Below are 18,587 nucleotides of genomic sequence, written 5' to 3' on the forward strand. Positions count from 1 at the left end.
CGGAGCGGTGCTCCGCGCGCAGCTTCCTTGAATCCGGGAGGTTCTCCGCGCGGTACATGCCCTTGCGGACCGCAGCCGTTCAGGGGGCAGCCATGCCTTCGCGAGCCGCTCGAGCCGCAGGACCGCTCCCTGGCCGCGGGCCCTCTGCCGGGCTCTCTCACGGACCAGGAAATCCCGCTGCCTGCACCAGGGCGCGCCCGGATGCTGCGGGCCTTTCTCATCAGGCCCGCCCGGCGGATATCCGGGCTGCTGTAGCGCCGGGCCGCTCGGCGGCCCGGCTGGTCTCCGGGTGCCGGATTGCCGCGTTGTGAGCCGCCTGTGCCCAGGCGGCGGTCGGCGCCGGACGGCTGGCTTATGCGTGTCCGTGCATCCGCTGGTCGGCGGACACCGTGAGACGGAGGGGTGCTGGCGAGGGCCGGGCCCCCCGATTGCCCCATCCGGCGCAGGCCACCCGGCGGCTCGTGGGGCGACCAGCCTCCAAAGCCCAGAGGCACCCTCGTACAGAGCGACGCCTGGAATGCGGTCCTGCCGCCCGTCCTCCGGGCTGCAGCGGGGTCGCCTACGAAGTGCCGGGCGTACAGGGGCCTCTTCCTCGATATCCAGACAGGCGATGCAGGAACCCAGTGCAACTTCAGCAAGGACGGCCAGCCCTACGGAGCCGAATACGGCCTCTTCCGTTGCTCAGCCGAGCAGGCGTCACCCGGCAGCAGCACCGTCATTCTGGACATAAAGTAGACCTGCCCAGTCGGCGCACTCGCCGCCCGAGGGCCCCTGGGAGCTCTCTTGAGCACCGGACCCGCCGCCGACGGGAATGCAGCAGAGCAGGCACGCCCCGGCAGCGCGATGCCCTCAGAGAACAGAGACAGCGCACGGGCGCGGTCCGCCGGATGCCCGGCGGACCGCGCGCACATGCCTAGCCGGGCCTAGTTAGTGATCTCCTCTGAGACGCTTGGGTGCAAGGTGGTGCCGCCAATCTTAATTGTTCGGCTCCCCACCAAAGGAAGATTCTCGCGGTAATAGACGGTCCGCCATGGCTCCCAGGCCAGGCCCGTTGCCTCGATTGCTTGTATCCGCAGGTTCCGGGCGTTTCCCTTGAGGGGTATGGTGGTGCTGAAATGGGCGGTTCTATCCTGATTGTTTCCGTCCCAGGACTTTGCAACCATAACCGGCTGGCCACTGCTATCGTAACCGAGTTCATCCCAATGGATCTGAAATCGAGCCACGTACGCGCCTGAGTGGTCCAGATTTATGGATCCATTGTTGAAAGCGGTGGCTTTTGTTTGGATGTATTCTGACGAATTGATCGATACCGCAGGCGTGTTGTCTTTGAGGAATGAGGTGGAGTAGGAGATCGGTACACCCGGGCTTAGTTTCCCGTACAGAGCACCCTCTTGAATAATATCGTCGAGCTGCCCGATGCCGGGGCCCGGGGTCCCGTCGGGCTTAGCGCCTACAATGGTAGTTGCCAGCCCCGCGTTGCCGCCCAGTATGACTGCAGTAAAAGAGGTGTCGTCTAGGATGTGCTGAAGCTCCGCGTTTGCGCGGACATCGACCCCTTTAATCGCTGCAGAGAAGGCGGCCGTCACCTTGTCACTCTTGCTGCTGGTTTCTAGCTTTATGTACATGGAACGCCCATACGCGACATTCGACACGTACACTGGGGGAGTGCTATCAGAGACACCGCGAGACTGCAGGTCTTGCGGAGTAACCTCAGAAGCAAAGACGTCACCTGGATTCTCGGGCGCATCCATGCTGACAGTATAGTAGATCTGCTTGAAGTTTACGATCTGTATTTGTTTATCCCCGGAAGATACCGCAGAAAAATTGATGTCAAGGGGTTTAGCCACCTTCTCAAAGGATAGGCCGAAGTTGACCTTGAGCTGAGAGAGGCTATACGCCATGCTTTCACTGTACTGAATTTTAGCAGGTATGTTCGGATATGTCAGCGAATACTGACTGTTCCAGCGGTCGAGCAAGGTATTGATACCCGACCTCACCGAGCTAGTGGACGGCTGCGTCACGACTATTGAGTTGTCGCCATTTGACATCCCCGGCAAGTCTACGCTCAACACGGCAGGCGACCGTCGCGCGGAAATCAGTGTCGGGTTGTTCTCCATCAATCCCGCATTCGCCTGGAGTACCGCTCCCGGAAACGTTCTGTCGTCACTGGCAGTTACAGCTATGTCCACCGAGGGGCTGGAGAGTGCCTTCTTTTCCTTACTGACGACTATAAACTGCCCATTCTTCTCTTCTGTTTGCGTCGGGGGAATATTGCTTACTGTTTCACCCTGATATGCAAGCAGCTGCTCCTTGTCATATTTCAGGCCGTAAAGATAGTCACTGACCGCCGCATTCGTCCCGCCTGACGCGTATGACGGGGCAGCGGAAAATAGCGTACTGCCCAAAACGAGAGCGGTGGTTGCGCCAAGCGCCCGCACGGTAGTGCCATTCAATGCAATTACCTTCACTTCCTGTAATCGAAGCTCGGCTGGAGGTGCTGAAATGAGACTCCGCGATTATGGTTAGCCCGAACTGGTGCCCCGAATGCATGGTCGCGGTACCGCTCAATTTCTGCCAGGGGAAATTGATTTCCGGCTGCGCATGCGCCACATGCTCATTCCGGAGCCTCTCCCCGGTGATGGAGCAGCGAAGGTTCCAGATTCCTGTCGCCCTATGTCCCTATATCGTCAGACGCAACCGAGACCGTCCCCAAGCGGGAAAGCGAATATTCATAGAGCTCAGCTCTGTTGGGCATCCCGGGGCGCGGATCGCACCATCTCCCTCTCCATTTGGCTATCCATGACGCACCACTGAACCACATGGAAACGGTACCGAGCACCCTCCGATCGGCCGACGTATTGCGCAAGAACAGGTGACTCTTTAGGGCTATTGCAAAATCTGCGGCCCTGAGTCCGAGCACCAGCACGCTGGACACATGCCGGAACGGACCAGCTCAGACAGCGGTCGGGGCCGGTCCGGGGGCTGCGCCGTACTGCTCCAGAGCCCTGCGCAGTGAGCTCGCTTACGCAGGGTGGTTCTCGCGCAGACATCTCGTGCGATGCGCCTGAAATAGAGAGACTAAATCTAATACGGGTGAATTAGGGCTTTTTCAGGCGTCTGCTGTTTGGTTCGGTGGGTGGCACCAGCGTGAGGGTTGGAGTCGGTGGCGGGGCGGGTTGCGACGACGGAGGTGCTTTAGGTGCCGGTTTAATGACACGGGGGTTGGAGCGTTGACTGCGGGGTGGCAGAAGTCGTTCGAGCAGCTCACGGGCAGCGTGGTGATGAGCACGGCTGAGTCGTGAGGGGGAAAAAGCCGCCTGTCCGGTGACGGGGAGGCGGGCGGCGTTGAGGGTGCGGGTGAGGGAGATCCGGTCGGGTCGAGGCCGGCCTGATGTTGCTTGACCCCGTCGGGATACTGCGAGCGCAGGACGAGCCGGCGGCCGCCCTGATGAGCTTTGATCTCGTCCAAGGTGTTCTCGGTCTCCACCGCGGGTGGCGGCGGGCGGCGAAGTCGACGGCGAGCGCCCGGCCGGGGTCGCAAATGGTGGTGACCAGCCATGGAAGACAGTGCCCTCGAGCCGGTACTCGATGACACGGACCCGGACCGGGTCACGGCGTTCGCAGTCACCCGCGGCCGCGTCCCGGAGGGAAAGAGCCGTCGCCGACGGACTTGAGGACCGGCACGATGGTGTTCTTGCAGACGCGCCACAACAGCTCCGCACCCGTGACGCTGCCTGCCACAGCTTTAAATCCGTTGATCCCCCGGTCGGCATCAGCAGCATTCCCGGCTCGAGTCGGCCGAGCAGATCCGGGATCAGCTGCTGTTCACGCTCCGACAGCGGACTTGTGACCTCAGCGAAAACCGCGTGCGTCCCGCATTCCACCAGCGCGCCCACACTGACCTGCGGATACGCACTGCGCTGCTGACCCGCCCCGAACCCGGCCGCCCGAAAGACTCTCCGTTGACGTCAGTGTCCGGGACATTGAAGACGGTGCCGTCCACCGCGACAAGCTGGCCACTGCCTGGTACCAGGCTCCCGCTGCTTCCGGCGTGGCGACCAGACGGCAAACCCGGCCTTCACGGCGAACTCGCCACGCCGAACCCAAGAAACTCCGCTACCGGATCCTGCACGTCGCCGCCCGCATCACCCGGGGCGGCCGCCGCCTCCACCTGCGGATATCGGCGACATGGCCCTGGCGGCATGAACGCGCAGCCGCGTTCCACCGCCTGACAGCACTGCCCCGCACCGCAAGCTGACTCGCCGTCCCCGCCCCACCCTCGCCCGAAGGACCTCGGAGAACCCGATCCCGTGGCGCCCTCACCATGCCCCCGGCCGACACGGCCTCAAACAACCTCGCTCAGCCGCCCAGCAAACCCAACTGAAACGGCGAGGCTAAGGGTAAGGGCGTCAGCTCACGCAGGCTCCGCCAGGAGTACCCGGAACTAGTCCCGCACTACTGGCGGGCGCAACGGCTGCGGGCGGGCTCGTACTTCGCCGGGTCGGCCGGCGGGGCCCCGCTGTCGGTCGCCCGCCAGCACATTGAGCGTCCGCTGTGACCTGCGGGTCACTTGCTGTCTTACTGGCCTGGCCATCTGCTCCGCCGGCTGTGGTAGAGCAGCTCTCCGTCAGCGTCTTGGCCTGAGGTTTAGTGGAGTGCAGCACTAGCCTCCGCCGAGAGATCTTGTACAGGCGGTTGTGCGCCCCGCTCGCTGGTCGTTCCTCAAGCGGATACCTAAACGGCGAATCCAAAATTGTAGAGGCATTCGACGGCCTTACCCGTTCGCACGCGGTCTGCCTCGTTCTCGGCAGGTTCGGATCCGATGCGCCGCAGCTCCCTTCTGAGTTGCTCTGCGGTATAGCCCGGAGTTACCACCTTTTCCTTGATAAGGCATTGCACTGCAAGCTTAAGAAGATCCTTTTCCCCGGTCGGATTGAAAAGTTGCATCCGGTATACAGCTTCAATGCGCATTGTAGATCCGTCAGCGCACGACCTTACAATTTTCTCGGCTGTCTTTATCTGGCTCGCGGTCTCGGCTGAATTTGAAATAACGCGGTATATGCCGCTCGGCATTCGCTGATAGACTTCCTCTACGCCGGCAGTGCTGACGCATTTCCGGTACATAGCGAAGGCCTGGTCATATTGCTTCTGTGTTATGCCGCCTCTCTTGATGGCATCCGCGAAGACTCGGCGTTCAAAGTCCGACGAGGACTGCTCAAGGCCTCTTCTCAGTTGCGCATGAAGTGCGGGTGGAATCCCGGCAGCGTGGGGGGTGGGTGCAGAAGTAGAAGAGCATGCAGTGATGGACACGGCGAAAAAGAAGGCCCCTAGCACATGCCGCTTGAGTGTACGTTCTCGCATGGCGGTGACTCCTACGCACGGGTGATGAGTCGGCAGCGGGCCGGTGGGCTGAGCTGGTATATAGCTCGGCCCACCGGACGCTTCTGCTAGGTGGGGCAGTGCCTCTAGCGAGTGGAGAGTTGATAGCTCGCTTCTGCAGCGGCGCCTTGGTAGTCAAAAGCCGTAGCGTACGAGTGGTTCGGCCACCACCCGGAGTCGCGATATATGCGGCCGTGTCTGGCGATGGAGCGGCCCCACATGGCGCAAGTATCTGTATGTGTCTCTGCTGAAGCGCCATTTAGCGTGCTGGCCGTGCGTACTCCGTGGCATGCTGCGGACGCGGGGCTAGCCGCAGTCACGTTTGCGGTCGCAGTGGCGGCGAGCAGTAGCGCTAGAACTGAGAGAGTGCTGGTTGTGCGCTTCGAGGTTGAAGGGCGGACAAGTTTGCGTCTCATAGAGACCTCCTGACCGGGAGGATGCCGGATGGGAGCTGAAAGGTCCAGGAATTCTTTCAGCCAGCTCTGACGATCAAGTTTTTAGACCGAAGCTGCATGGTTTCGTCCCGCTCGGCCATCCGATTGATCATTGATATCGCTTGCTGTATTGCGCCAAAAGTGCGGGGTTTCCGGCTATGGGGCTGCAGATCTCTTACGCGTCCTCTCGATCTTGTTTTAGGATCGCCGGTTTGAGTGAAGGCGGCAGCCCAGCCTGGCAGGACACTGGCGAAGTTCGATTCTTCTGGCGTTTTTACTGGTGAGCGGGGTGAGGGGCCGAGGGGCGTGGGGGAATGGTTCGTAGGCAGGTCGCGGGCGGCCGTGGGAAAGCTGGCGCCGTCCCCGCCGGGCGCCCGGTCGTTGGCGGCCCGGAAGCGGTTCCGCGAGCCAACCGTGCAGGAGCGGCAGGACCTTCTGGTCCGAGCTCCGGAGGGTTGCCCTGGGTGTCCGCATCCGTCAGGGCCGCTGGTCGTTCTGCTCCCAGCAGGCGACCTTGCGCCGACTGGACAAGGCGTTCGCCGCGTTCTTCCGCCGGATCTAGTCCGGCGACACCCGGGGCTCCCCGCGTTCTCGCGGGCAGAACTGGTCCGGGCACGGTCGACTTCCCCAGGAACGGCATGGCTGCTGGTGGGATGCCGCCCCGCACGACCCCGTCACCCGGGTTCGATTCCAGGGTGTCGGCATGTCAGGTTCCACCAGCACCGGCCGGTGGCCGGCAAGGTCAGGACCGTTTCGGTCAAGCGCGAAGGCAAGCGCTGGTATGTGGTTCTCACGGCTGCGCAGGCGTAGCCGCTGCCCGCAGCCCGCTGCCGGGTCCGCGGTCGGTATCGACACGGGCATCGCCAACCTCCTCGCCGACTCGGGTGGCGGGTTCGTTCCCAGCCCGCGTCACGGCCGACGTGCCGCCCGCCGGCTCGCCGCCGCACAGCAGGCTCTCGCCTGGTTTCCCCGATTGCGCCGGGACAAGCGCACTGCCAGCCACCCCGTGCCGTTGAGAGAGGCGCGGCCCTGCACCGTAAGGTGCGCCACGAGCGTCTGGATCACGCGCACAGGACCGCCCTTGACCTCGTACGCGCGCGTGATCTCATCGCGCACGAAGAAGATCGGCAGCATGCTCAAGGCACCCCGCCCCAAGCCCGATCCGGAAGCCACGGAGAATTTTTCAACCTCACTTTGAGCTGGTCAGATGCAGGGTGAGGACGGCCTGGAGGAGGCTGGTGATCCGGATGGTCGAGCACCGCAGTTTGCGGAGGAGTCGCCAGGACGTGAGGGTGGCGACGGCCTGCTCGGCCAGGGCCCGGATCTTTGCGTGGGACCGGTTGACCGCCTGCTGGCCTGCGGAGAGGGTCTCCCAGCGTCACCAGAGCGGGATGCGGACCGTGCCGTCGGCACCTCGGTAGCCCTTGTCGGCCCAGCGCCGGATGCCGACCTCGGCGATGCCGTGCTCGCGGGCCGCGCGAATGTCGTGGACGGCCCCGGGCAGGGCCGGTGGGGCCCACAGCAGCCGGCCGAAGGAGTCGGCGATGACCTGCACGTTCATCCCATGCTTCTTGTGCTTGCCGGAGCAGACGGCCGGTCCGCGGCGACGCGGTCGATCGGCGGGAGAGTGCCGTCCAGAATCAGATACGCCTTCGTCGACGCGGCCCGCACCGCGTCGTCCAGACTCGGGGCGAGGGCGGCCAGGAGCCCGGCCGTCTCGGTGCGCGGTAGCCCGTCGTGGTGCCGATGCCGAACCCGGCAGCGAGCTGGGCATAGGTGTGTCCCATCCGCAGATGGCCAGGGTGAGCAGGGCCTGGCGGCCGGCGGTCAGGCGCCGCCACCGGGAGCCGATCGCGCGGCGGTGGCGCCGCAACTGTTGCGCGAGGAAACGTAGGGCGGACCTGGACACGTCGACACCCGACGGGCAGACAAGCATGTGAAGCCTCTGGTGGAGCCGGTTCTCTTGGTCGAAAACCCATCTACCAGGGGCTTCACCACGTTGTCAGCCACTGCGGTATCCCGGAAGCAGGTTGGAAAAGGTTCATGCCCAACAACGCCGCCGCCAAGGCCGGGCTGAACCGCTCGATAGCCGACGACGGACGGGGGTGTTCCTCACGGTCCTTGCCAGCAAGGCTGAAAGCGCCGGCCGGGAAGTGATCGCCGTGGACCCCCGCAACACCTCCCGGACCTGCCCCACCATGCGGGCACATCTCAGCGGAGAACCGGCCCACAGAGGAAAGGTTCCACTGCGTCTCGTGCGGCCACCAGGCGCACGCCGACACCGTGGGCGCTGAAGGTCCTACAGGCCGGGCGGGCCGTCGCAGCGCCAACTAGAAATTCCTCCTTGAGGAGCGGGGAGGAGACCCACTGCAGGGACGGACGGTCGCCGCCGCCGTCCCAGCTGGGAGCAGCTCCTGGAAGAACACCGCGACCGGCGCCCCGGCCGCGAGTCTAAGCCGCTGATCAACCCGTCCCCTTCGCCCTGGCTCGCCGCTCCGGCCGCGCGCACGCACACCACAATTCGATGGACGTCTGGACGTCGCCCGGCTCCCCCCGCTCAAGACCCGCCACATCAACCTGCTCAGACATAAAGGCCAGCGGCGGCCCCGGCCGAGGTCTGCGTCCTGTGCGGGGCCCGACCGTCCCCACGACGACGACGCCGGACAGTGGGTCGCGACGGCCGACGGTCAGTCAGCGTGGCTGGTAGCCCTGGCCTCCCTGCCGGAGGCCACAGTATTGCGCTGCTGCAGGCGTGAATAGCGGAGGATGGGAGTGGGGGCGGTGAGTACGGCGAGACAGGCGATGACGAGGCCGATACCCAACCATCCCGCGGCGGACAGGCGTTCCCCAACGACCAGGACGGCGAGGAGGGCGGCGACGGCCGGTTCGAGGAGGGACAGGGTGGTGGCGGTGCTGGCAGATACGTGAGTGAGGCCCCAGCCGAAGAGGAAGTATCCGGTGAACATGGGGACAAGGGCCATGTATGCGCCGACGGCGGCGTTGGACCAGGACGCGGCGAGCGGGGCGCCCGTGGCGAGGAGGACGGGCAGGAGGAGCAGGCCCCCGAGTCCGAAAACGGCACCCATCGCCGCCCGTGTGGGGACCTGGCGGGTGATGAGCCGGTGCGCGGCCCAGGAGTAGAGGGCGTACGTGGCAGCGGCGACGAGGCCGAGGACGATGCCAAGCAGCGTGGTCGCCACGGACCCCTGCCCTGTGCCATCGGTCGCGTGGGCGGCCTCGGCGACGCAGAGCAGGATGGTGCCTAGCAGGCCGAGCGCGGCCGCGAGCATCCAGCGGCGCGTGAGCCGGTGGCCGTCCACGACGCGTTCGATCAGCGCGCAGGCCAGTGGGGCGGTGCCGATCGACACGACCGTGCCGACGGCGACTCCGGCCAGGTGCATGGAGCTGTAGAACGCCAGGGGGAAGACCGTCACTGAGGCGGCGCCGAGCAGGACCGCGCCACGCTGGTCGCGGAGCCGGATTTCGTGACGGCTGATCTGCGGGGCCGCTATGAGGGCCTGGAGCAGTCCGCCGAGGCCCATCGCGGCAGCTCCGATCGCGAGCGGGCCTACGTCGGGCGCGAGGGTGGCGGCAGTGCCTGTTGTACCCCACAGGATGGAAGCTGCGAGCACACACAGGGCCCCGACGCCCGCGGACCGGCTGCGGTCGGCGGTGCTCACAGTCGGTCCAGCAAGGCCGCAGGGTGCCTGCAGGGGGAGGGCAGGTGCCTGGCGGCCCCGTGCGCCTCATCGGGACGGTCGGGCATGAGCTGCTCCAGGTGGTCGGCCGTCAGCCGCTCGCTCTCCACCTTGTGGGCGGCGCGGACCACGGCCCGGCCCTCTTCGCCGACCGGGGGCCGGGCGGCGGCGTTGAGCAGGCCGCGGCCTCGCAGGCGGAAACCGCGTGATCGGCGAAGGCGTCGAAGACGGGCAGCACCCCCCGCGGAGCGGCCGCCAACTCCAGCCGGGCCTGGTAGAGGGCCGAGCCACTCCTCGTGCCGGGCGTCCAGATAGGCGCGGACCGGGGCGGCCTTGAAGAGGTTCATCTTCGCCACGCCCGCCCCGGCGGTGATGGTGTCGGTGCCGGTCGCAGCGACCCCGCCCGAGCAGAGCCGGCGGGTCGCCGCCTCCAGCAACCGTTGGCGGGCGTGACACCGCCGCCCGTTCCATGCTGTGCTCACAGCCGTCGCACTCATCACAGTCCAATTCGCAGGTAGGTCTACAGAGCGCATCGGCGGGATCGCGACCATCGGAAAGCGATGACGGGGGATCAGCTCGATGATGCTGAAATGGAGTCCGGCAAGAATGTGCTCCGCCCGGAGCTGAGGGCATGCCATGCCTGCTCCTGCCCGGGCGCCACCCTCGTGGTGCCCTCGCTCGGCGACACGGCTGCAGCCTTCAGGACCTCATCAGGGGCAAGGTGACTTTGCGAGCGGAGACCGCTTCCTGCGCTGGCAGAGCGTGGACGGTGTCGAGCACGAGATGTGCTGCCTGCCTGATCATCTGCGGTAATGCGCCAGGCCGTGCGCCACGGTGCCCTCGTATCGGTGCCGGCCCGGCTCCACGGGGCGGCCGCCGTGCTCACGGCCCTTGCCGACCCGAAATTCGCGCTGTCCCATCCTTGTCTCTCTGTGGGACTGTGATCGGCTTTCCTTTCCCTTGGTCAGAGCAAATCCTGAGAGATGATGCGTTCGAGGTTGCGCTCAGCGAGGGCAGTGATCGTAACGAAGGGGTTTACCCCAATGGACCCCGGAATCAAGGAGCCGTCCACCGCGTAAATCTTTGAGTACCCCTTGATGCGGCCGAATGAATCAGTCGCTTGACCGAGGGTGCAGCCGCCCAGCGGATGGTAGCAAAAGTCATCAGCGAAGGCCCTGTTTGCGCCGAAGAGGTCATGCCGATAGACGGTATGATTTGCCCTGTTGATTCTGTCAAACAGGTTCTTGGCCGCTGCCACGGAGGCGGCATTTTGATCGCGTGACCATGATAGGTCCATACGATCAGTCGTGTGGTTGTAGGTGAAGGTTCCCCTTTGTCTATTCTTCGTGATTGCGAGATATAGGCTAATAAATGTTTCCATGCCTGTCGGCATGGGTGCAATTTCAGCGAATACTGGCGCTTCCGTGTTGCTCCAGTCGTCGATGGCGATTGCCGGGATGGCGGACTGCCTCGCCCCGGTGGGCTGCCACATGTGATTAGCCCGCGCTGTCATCACGTTTCCATTAGTTCCCCATTCAGTGCCGATGCGGGAGCTAAGGTCGGGCAGAGTGCCTTGTTCTCGGGCCCGGAGCAGCAGTTCCGTAGTACCAAGGCTGCCTGCACCCAAGAATAGACTGCCACAGGAGATCTGCTTGTGCTCGATCTCCTGACCCCACTCAGATATCCTATCGACGGACAGAAGGTAGTCACCGTCGTCGATCTGCGATATGCCAGAGACTCGGTGAAGGGGCAGTATCTGTACATACCCGGTGCGCAAGGCAGCAGCTATGTACGTCTTGTCGAGGCTCCGCTTGCCATAATTATTGCCGTAGATAACTTCCGCCGCCAGGGCTGACTTAGGTACTGCACCGTCCTGCTCCTGCCTCATGTAATCGAGGTCGTACACATTCGGCACAAATGTAGTTTTGAGGCCGGCCTTTTCGGCGGTATCGCGAGAGACGCGAGCGAACTTGTAGTAGTCGCTGCTTTCCACAAACTCCGGGGAAAAATGGTTCACCCCTAGCATGGCGTTAGCTCGAGGGAAGTAGGTTTCATACATTTCCCGAGCCTCTACCATAGGCAACATCTCTTTGAAGTAGCTCTGGGATGGGGTTACTGCCATGCCGCCATTTACCAGAGACCCGCCCCCTACACCACGCCCCACAAAGACACTCATGTTGTCGAAGTGCACCCGATCCAGGACCCCTGCGTACGGCGTGATATCCCGGTTCACGACGTCGAGCCAGAGAAATGAAGCCAGCGGAGCTTCAGTGCGGTCTCGAAACCACATAGAGCGTTCATCGGGGTGCTGCATGTCGCAGAAGACCCGGCCATCTGACGCCGCCTTGTCCCAAGCCCTGCCCATCTCCAGAATGAGCGTAGGGATGCCCGCCAAACCCAACCGAAGAGCTGCCACGGACGCACCATATCCGCTGCCAACGATCACTGCCGGGTAGCGCTCTGAACCGAGTCGACGTGCTGTCTGGGCTGCTGCCCTTGGTGTGTGAGCGATCATCGTGGCAGCAGCCAGGCCTGCACCCACAAAACCGCGACGGGATAATTGCTGACGATTCATGTGAAAAACCTGCCTTCATTTCTGCAAGAAAAATCGGTAAGGCTGACAGAAGTAAAGGGCAGGGTCTATTCGCCTGTCCCTACTTCTTTGTGGACGCCCCTCTGTGATCTTTTTTCAAGCACGCCGCTCTCGGCGCCTCGCTTGCTCGGCTACCGCAGAGTCGGCTAGGAGAGCATAGAGCGCCAACGGAGGCAGTCCCATGTCGTCGGGGGTGCGAAACAATTTGCACCAGCAGGTAGATAACCCCCCGCGCGGAACATCCCGCTCTTCATCGGAGCACCGCCTACTCTAGCCAGCGTGCAACGTCACCCACAGATTTGTGCAGTCAACGGTTGCGCATAGCTTCCGTGAGGATGGCAATCCATTTCTCGTCAGAGAACCGCGCTCCGGAGGATTCCGCTGCGAACCCACACAAACCCTTGGCATATGTGACGGGCGATGCAGCAGCTGCGCCGGAGGCTTCTCCTCATCGGATCCCTTTCGGTGGCTGAGCCAGTGGAGCGTCAAGGTAACGTGTTGTATGGCCAGCCCGAGAGAGCGAAAGGGGGAGCCTTTTGTACTAATGGCAACTCATTGCATTTCGCTGCCGATAGGCTGATGTGCCCCACGGCCGGAGATCCAGCAGGTTCCTGCCCGTGCAGGAACCACCGTGCTGCAGCTCTCCCCAAAAGTGAGTCGCCGGGGATGAGCAAAGACGGGCCTGTCACAGTCGCTGCTAGCTTCGGCTAATGGCAAGCGGACCGCCGGTCTATCAGGAGCTGTGAATGATCGTTGCGCTGAGAACCAGCAGAGGCCGTCCGTTGGAGGCACCCAGCAGACCCACCGCCCGAGGCAGGATGGCCGCGATCTGGGCTGGCCCGCACTCTGGCCAAGGAATATGACATCCCGGAATCAGCAGATCCGTCAGCTGGGCAGGCCCGCCAAGGCCGGTTACGCGACTACACCGAAACCCCACCTCGCCGACTTCATCAGCCCACCCTGGCGCCTGTTCCACGTGGTCCTGCACAAGAGAGCCGCTGGGTCTGATGTTCCCCCGTCCGCGATCAGTCGGAGGGTATGGCCGGGCCGGGAGACGCTTGCACGTGATCCGGCCCCCGCCCGGTCCGGTGCCATGCCGGGCAGCCAGCACGCATGGCAGCACCCGCCGTGGCGAAGAAGTCTCAGTCTCGGCTGTCCGCCGCTGTCGTAGCAGCATCAGACAGGTCTGCGCATACTGCTGTGATGCTCACGGTGTGCGAGGAGTTGTCCGAGTTTTTGACAGATGCCAGCCATAGGGAGGTATCCGTGTCAAGCGTTCCCGGCCGTGATTCCTGGATAGTGGTACGGAAGTTTCCGCTGCCTTCGCGTACAACCCCGGCGCCTCCTCCCAGGACGACTTTGCCCGCAGGGCACTCCGCAACTGCACGGGCTGCACCACCTGCAGGAACACTCACGGTCTTCGCTGCGACCGTGTACCCCCGCGGCTGGTCTGCGCATACTGCTGTGATGCTCACGGTGTGCGAGGAGCTGTCCGAGTTTTTGACAGATGCCAGCCATAGGGATGTATCCGTGTCAAGCGTTCCCGGCCGTGATTCCTGGATAGTGGTACGGAAGTTTCCGCTACCTTCGCGTACAACCCCGGCGCCTCCTCCCAGGACGACTTTGCCCGCAGGGCACTCCGCAACTGCACGGACTGCACCACCTGCAGGAACACTCACGGTCTTCGCTGCGACCGCGTACCCCCGCGGCTGGTCTGCGCATACTGCTGTGATGCTCACCGTGTGCGAGGAGCTGTCCGAGTTTTTGACAGATGCCAGCCATAGGGATGTATCCGTGTCAAGCGTTCCCGGCCGTGATTCCTGGACAGTGGTACGGAAGTTTCCGCTGCCGTCGTCTACAACCCCGGCGCCTCCTCCCAGGACGACTTTGCCCGCAGGGCACTCCGCCACTGCACGGGCTGCACCACCTGCAGGAACACTCACTGTCTTTGTCACGTGTGCAACCCGAGTATGCGAGACCAGAGCGTCTGCCGCTGCGGGGGCTGACAAGGCTGTCAGGACAGAGCCCCCCGCCAGCGTCGTGAGGGTCACGAGCCCGGCCCAGCGCGCCCAGCGTGGAAATCGGTTGCCAGCAGTCCTATTCACTTCAGCTCCCTGATACGCATGTACGGCTACCTTTGGACCGCGGAGATGTCTTCTCCAGGTCCGGCCCTAGTCCGTCAGCCTTCCATGCCCTACCCCACGCCCTCCCACCCGATCAGGCAGCAAATCGGGCCCTAACCGCGCAGCGATCGGCTGGAAGTGTCCAGAGCTACAGCATGATGCTGGGCTGCGGTGGCGGAGGCCTTGCTTTGCCTCTCCCGGATCTGATCAGCAGCTGCCATCGCGGCCGCGGCGACGGCAGAAAGGGATAAGCCAGCAGGAGTACATCGCCCCGCGGCCGAAGCCTGCACCACCTACCCCTCGAAGGAGTAGCTTGCCGGCGCCCGACTTGAGCAGCTGACGCGGGGCCGAGCTAGTACTCCAGCAGGATTTTGCTGTCTGACCTGGTCTTTCGCCGGGTGGCGGGAGTGTAGCGGGACTTCGGTCGTGTGGGGGCGGTCTCAGGGAGACCGCCCCTCGATCGTGCGACAACGCCGCAGGTAGTGACACTGGCGGGGCAGCCTCCGAGGGTGATCACCGAGCATGCTGCCGCGCAGTGGGACCGCGAACTGGACGATCTCTTCCTGACCATCGGGCACCGTTTCGGCCGAGTCGAGCTCCGCCGCCGCATGCGTGACTACGTACGCGGGCTGCTCGCCCCGGTGGCCCGCAAGAACAGCTGGCAACTGGCCGAACAGGCCGGCCACCGCACGCCCGACGGCCTGCAGCACCTCCTCGCCGGAGCGAAGTGGGAGCCCGATGACATCCGCGACGACCTGCAGGAATACGTCGCCGACAAGCTCGTCGAGAACGACGGCGTCCTGATCATCGACGACACCGGGTTCATCAAGAAGGGCACCACCTCCGCCGGGGTCCAGCGCCAGTACTCCGGCACCGCCGGCCGGACCGAGAACTGCCAGATCGGCGTCTTCGCCGCCTACGCCTCCGCCCGCGGCCGGGCCCTGGTCGACCGCGAGCTCTACATTCCGAAGTCCTGGACCGGGGACCGGGAACGCTGCCGCACCGCAAGGGTCCCCGACGAGCGGGAGTTCGCCACCAGGGGCGAACTGGCCCGACACCTGGTGCTGCGGACCCTCGCCTCGCCTCTGCCCATCGCCTGGGTCACCGCGGATTCCGCCTACGGTCAGGACAGCCGATTCCGCCGGCTGCTGGAACAGTCGGGCGTCGGCTACGTGCTGGCCGTCCCCAAGTCCCAATGCAGCGTGGGCTGTTCACGGATCGAGGTTCTGTTCGCACAGACCCCGGACGATGCGTGGGAGAAGGTCTCATGCGGCGACGGCGCGAGGGGGCCCCGCGTCTACCACTGGGCGGCAGTGCGTCTGCCGGCCGTCGCCGAGTTCGACTGCCAGGGCGAGGCCCCCCACCGGATGCGGTGGGCACTGGCCCGCCGCAGCATCAGCAAGCCCGACGAGATCGCCTACTACCTCGCCTACGCTCCGCTTCAGGTCACCGTCCAGGAACTGGTGCGGGTCGCCGGGACCCGCTGGACGATCGAGGAGTGCTTCCAGGCCGCGAAGAACGAATGCGGCCTGGACCAGTACGAAGTCCGCCGCTACGTGGGCTGGTATCGGCACATCACCCTCGCAATGCTCGCGCACGCCTTCCTGGCCGCCACGGCACACCAGTCCTGGGAAATAGGGGCGGAACAGGTGGGACAACCGGGGCCGTCGGGCTCACAGTGGCGGAGATTCGGCGACTCCTGGCAGCCTGTCGTGCCCGGCCCCCGCACCTGAGCGGACACCGAGGACGACACCACGCGCTGAGCTGGTCAAACTGGCGCCGCCGACGCCAAGCAGTCGTCCGCCAGTGTCACTACCTGCGGCGTTGTCGCACGATCGAGGGGCGGTCTCCCTGAGACCGCCCCCACATGACCGAAGTCCCGCTACACTCCCGTCACCCGGCAAAAGACCAGGTCAGACAGCAAAATCCTGCTGGAGTACTAATTCGAACCTCCGTGCCCTATCGATACCCCGTCCTCCTGCTCGACGGCGACCCGCAGGTCGACGACCTCGGACCGCTGCGTGAGCTGCTGAAGTCATATGTCTGGCTGGGGTACCTCCCCGCTCGCAAGCAGTTCCCGGAGTCTGTCGCCGGGTCGCCGGAGGACTACCCGAGGCCAGCCTCGTTCTGGCAGGCCGCGTCGTGGCAGGACGAGGCCCTCGAACTCACACCCTGCTGCCATCCCAGCATCCAGTCGGCCAGTGCCAGCAGAACCGCCACGAGGCACCCGTCTTCGAGCCCGGAGGGCGCGTTTGCACAGCGTAAACAATCGCCCACTATCCGGCAGGCCTCGTTGTTCGACCCCCCGGCCCAGCCTTAGCAGCAAACCCGTGCACACGCTCCTGAACTGCAGCTATCAAAATTCATAACGGGGATGCCGAACTCTTTCACCCTCAATCACGAGGTCAGGATCGGGGCATAGAGGCTCCCGCGGAGGCTGCTGTGTTGAGTGCAGTCGCCATCCCAACAATCAGAGGCCCTGCCGCATCACCTCCAAGCGCCTGACTACCTTCACCATTAGCTCGGACGAGGAGCAAGAGGGCCGACCAGCCTGTGATGGACTGAACCGCAAGCTCAAGATGAAGGGAAAAGAGAGGGTTGCATCTCCCTCCAATGTGCCCCCTCTTTTCGGGATGACACGGCTGGCCTTCCAAAATAGCATGCCGCCATTAGGCGCAGCGGTGGCCGGCAGAGCCGAAAGCTGTCGGCACATCTATGCTGTCAGCGCTAATAGGGGCTGACAGTGCTGATGCGAGGAGCTGGGGAGGATCAGGGTGCGTGCATCGAGAAAAGCCATTACGGTGACTTTGCCGCTTCTGTCGGCAGTCATTCTGGCGAGCTTTTGCGGAATTCAAACCGCAACAGCCAGCGAGTTGGCCGTGCAACGGAGCTTGGACGGAATTTCGGCTGGTGGAAGCACCGTTGTGCACCAGCAGGACGGGACAGGAAGTTCTGTGACTGAAGGCCGGGCGGTTTATTCTCCGGCCTACGTCAGCTACAGGGTTGAGGTTATCAACCACACGGGCAAGCCTCTTGCGGTGCGTGAAGCCTGGGCAAGTGACAGTTTCGACACGCAGGCGCCCCATATTGGGGATACTGTTGGACCCGGTGCTACCTATACCTATGATGTCACCTGGTGGTTTGCCCGAAACAACGTCTCTAAGGTTGTTTTCGAAGTGAGCGGCGGCGGCGCACTGGTTTGTGAAGCCTACTACCTAAGCGCAAACGGCGCTGTCGTGTACCCAGACGGCTCTTATGCACCGGTTGCGCCTGAGTGGAGAAGCAGCGACTCCACGTGGGTTTTCGAGCTGCGGGAGTAGGAGTATTCTTCGCAGGGGCGCAAAAGCGGAGAGCTTTGCAGCCGCAAAAGATTGGCTCGGTCTCGGCGCGACACCTGCTTGAGCGAGCGTCTTGTGCTTCTGCGAGCGGCTCGGCGCGTCCGCTCTGATGCTACCGATAGCGGTCAGGGTGCCGTCGGCGATACGAAGTCGGCCTCCCCAGCCCAGTTGCCCATCCTGTGCTGGAGGGCGAAGTGGGCTGATTAGGGGGGTCCTGCAAGTCACCGCGATCTTGTGAATGTGCTGGTCAACCAAGGTGTTAGCCAGCATGCCGAAGCTCCGTTGATGCGGGTGAGCAACCAACCCGCCTGCAGACAACGGAGCTTCGGTGATTTGTGAGTCTGCCATGCCCTCGTTCGTCCTGCCGCGTTCCGTCCCCCCGACGGGATGCGGCGGAGGCTGTTGGTCCACCTGCTCGCCAGGTAGGCGCTGGCGGCACTGGTGAGGGCGGGGCCCGCGCGGTGGCGGCCGGGTCACGTTTTCACGGGGCGGTGGGCACTGGCTGCGGCGGGGCGCCCTGGGACGTCTCTGGGCCTGGCTGGGCTTCCCAGTCCGCGGCGCGCTGGGGGTGGGCCGACCGCGCCGGGGGACACCGTCCACCGGCTCGCCGACGCCTGCACCCCATGGCCAGGCCGGGCTGCTGCGGCCTGTGTGCCTAGTGACGGACGGCAAGAAACCTAGGGCTCGAACACTCGGACGCGGACGACGGCGCATCTCCTGACCGGCACCGGCCAAAGCGATTAGGTCATCGCGACGACGACGATTCCCGGGCAAGGCCAGTGAAGCCCCTGCCTGCGCGACGTGCCAGGGCCGCTGGGCCCCCGGGTGCGCACGGGTGAGCCGGGACGCAATGCACACGCAGCGTGCGACCGCACGGTTCCGGATCCAGGGCAAGAAGGCCCTTTACGGCTCACCGTGAAGCTCAGCTAGGCACTGTTTCTTGGATCTCCGGACGTTGCGGGGGTGTTGGGGTCAGGATGACCGGATGGGCCGTGGGGATCTGACCAATGCGGAGTGGTGCC

8 protein-coding genes and 4 pseudogenes are annotated in these 18,587 nt (G+C 64.0%); 5 read left to right on the forward strand and 7 right to left on the reverse strand.

Going from position 1 to position 18,587, the window contains the following annotated elements; all coding sequences use genetic code 11:
* Positions 1–923: 923 nt before the first annotated feature.
* Complete coding sequence (locus ACFZBD_RS31585; protein ID WP_391146335.1) at positions 924–2,468, reverse strand: thiol-activated cytolysin family protein; 1,545 nt, start codon at positions 2,466–2,468, stop codon at positions 924–926.
* 1,608 nt (positions 2,469–4,076) lie between these two features.
* Here ACFZBD_RS31585 and ACFZBD_RS31590 point away from each other — a divergent pair.
* Both ACFZBD_RS31590 and ACFZBD_RS31595 read left to right on the forward strand, forming a co-directional pair.
* Positions 4,077–4,258: pseudogene (locus ACFZBD_RS31590) on the forward strand (IS1380 family transposase); the annotation flags it as partial.
* 156 nt (positions 4,259–4,414) lie between these two features.
* Positions 4,415–4,558: pseudogene (locus tag ACFZBD_RS31595) on the forward strand (IS200/IS605 family transposase); the annotation flags it as partial.
* Positions 4,559–4,734: 176 nt separating this feature from the next.
* On the opposite strand, the gene ACFZBD_RS31600 reads toward ACFZBD_RS31595, so the two are convergent.
* From ACFZBD_RS31600 to ACFZBD_RS31610, 3 genes and pseudogenes are all read right to left on the reverse strand, one after another.
* Entirely contained in the window at positions 4,735–5,310 is a 576-nt protein-coding gene (locus tag ACFZBD_RS31600; RefSeq protein ID WP_391146337.1) for a hypothetical protein, read from the reverse strand.
* Between the two features lie 1,412 nt (positions 5,311–6,722).
* Positions 6,723–6,947, reverse strand: a complete 225-nt coding sequence (locus ACFZBD_RS31605; RefSeq protein WP_391146339.1) for a hypothetical protein — start codon at positions 6,945–6,947, stop codon at positions 6,723–6,725.
* A gap of 55 nt (positions 6,948–7,002) precedes the next feature.
* A pseudogene (locus tag ACFZBD_RS31610) lies at positions 7,003–7,749 on the reverse strand (transposase family protein).
* Between the two features lie 104 nt (positions 7,750–7,853).
* On the opposite strand from ACFZBD_RS31610, the pseudogene ACFZBD_RS31615 reads away from it, so the two are divergent.
* Positions 7,854–8,147 (forward strand): annotated as a pseudogene (locus ACFZBD_RS31615) (zinc ribbon domain-containing protein); the annotation flags it as partial.
* 353 nt (positions 8,148–8,500) lie between these two features.
* On the opposite strand, the gene ACFZBD_RS31620 reads toward ACFZBD_RS31615, so the two are convergent.
* The 3 genes from ACFZBD_RS31620 to ACFZBD_RS31630 form a co-directional block, all read right to left on the reverse strand.
* Positions 8,501–9,445: an EamA family transporter gene (locus ACFZBD_RS31620; protein WP_391146341.1), complete on the reverse strand. Its 945-nt coding sequence runs from the start codon at positions 9,443–9,445 to the stop codon at positions 8,501–8,503.
* Between the two features lie 44 nt (positions 9,446–9,489).
* The gene (locus ACFZBD_RS31625) at positions 9,490–9,993 is read right to left on the reverse strand and encodes a TetR/AcrR family transcriptional regulator (protein ID WP_391146342.1); all 504 of its coding nucleotides are present in this window, start codon (positions 9,991–9,993) and stop codon (positions 9,490–9,492) included.
* A gap of 482 nt (positions 9,994–10,475) precedes the next feature.
* Complete coding sequence (locus ACFZBD_RS31630; protein WP_391146345.1) at positions 10,476–12,086, reverse strand: GMC oxidoreductase; 1,611 nt, start codon at positions 12,084–12,086, stop codon at positions 10,476–10,478.
* Positions 12,087–14,736: 2,650 nt separating this feature from the next.
* On the opposite strand from ACFZBD_RS31630, the gene ACFZBD_RS31635 reads away from it, so the two are divergent.
* Positions 14,737–15,960 carry an IS701 family transposase gene (locus ACFZBD_RS31635; RefSeq protein ID WP_391146347.1) on the forward strand — a complete coding sequence of 408 codons (1,224 nt, stop codon included), beginning with the start codon at positions 14,737–14,739 and terminating at the stop codon, positions 15,958–15,960.
* 1,041 nt (positions 15,961–17,001) lie between these two features.
* Entirely contained in the window at positions 17,002–17,547 is a 546-nt protein-coding gene (locus ACFZBD_RS31640) for a hypothetical protein (protein WP_391146348.1), read from the forward strand.
* Positions 17,548–18,587 lie beyond the last annotated feature (1,040 nt).

The organism is Streptomyces sp. NPDC008121, from assembly GCF_042957155.1.
Taxonomy (GTDB): Bacteria; Actinomycetota; Actinomycetes; order Streptomycetales; family Streptomycetaceae; genus Streptomyces.

Coding starts and splice junctions, on each gene's coding strand:
- ACFZBD_RS31605 (WP_391146339.1), bottom strand. CDS start 6,947: ATGCTGCCGATCTTCTTCGTGCGCGATGAGATCACGCGCGCGTACGAG.
- ACFZBD_RS31630 (WP_391146345.1), bottom strand. CDS start 12,086: ATGAATCGTCAGCAATTATCCCGTCGCGGTTTTGTGGGTGCAGGCCTG.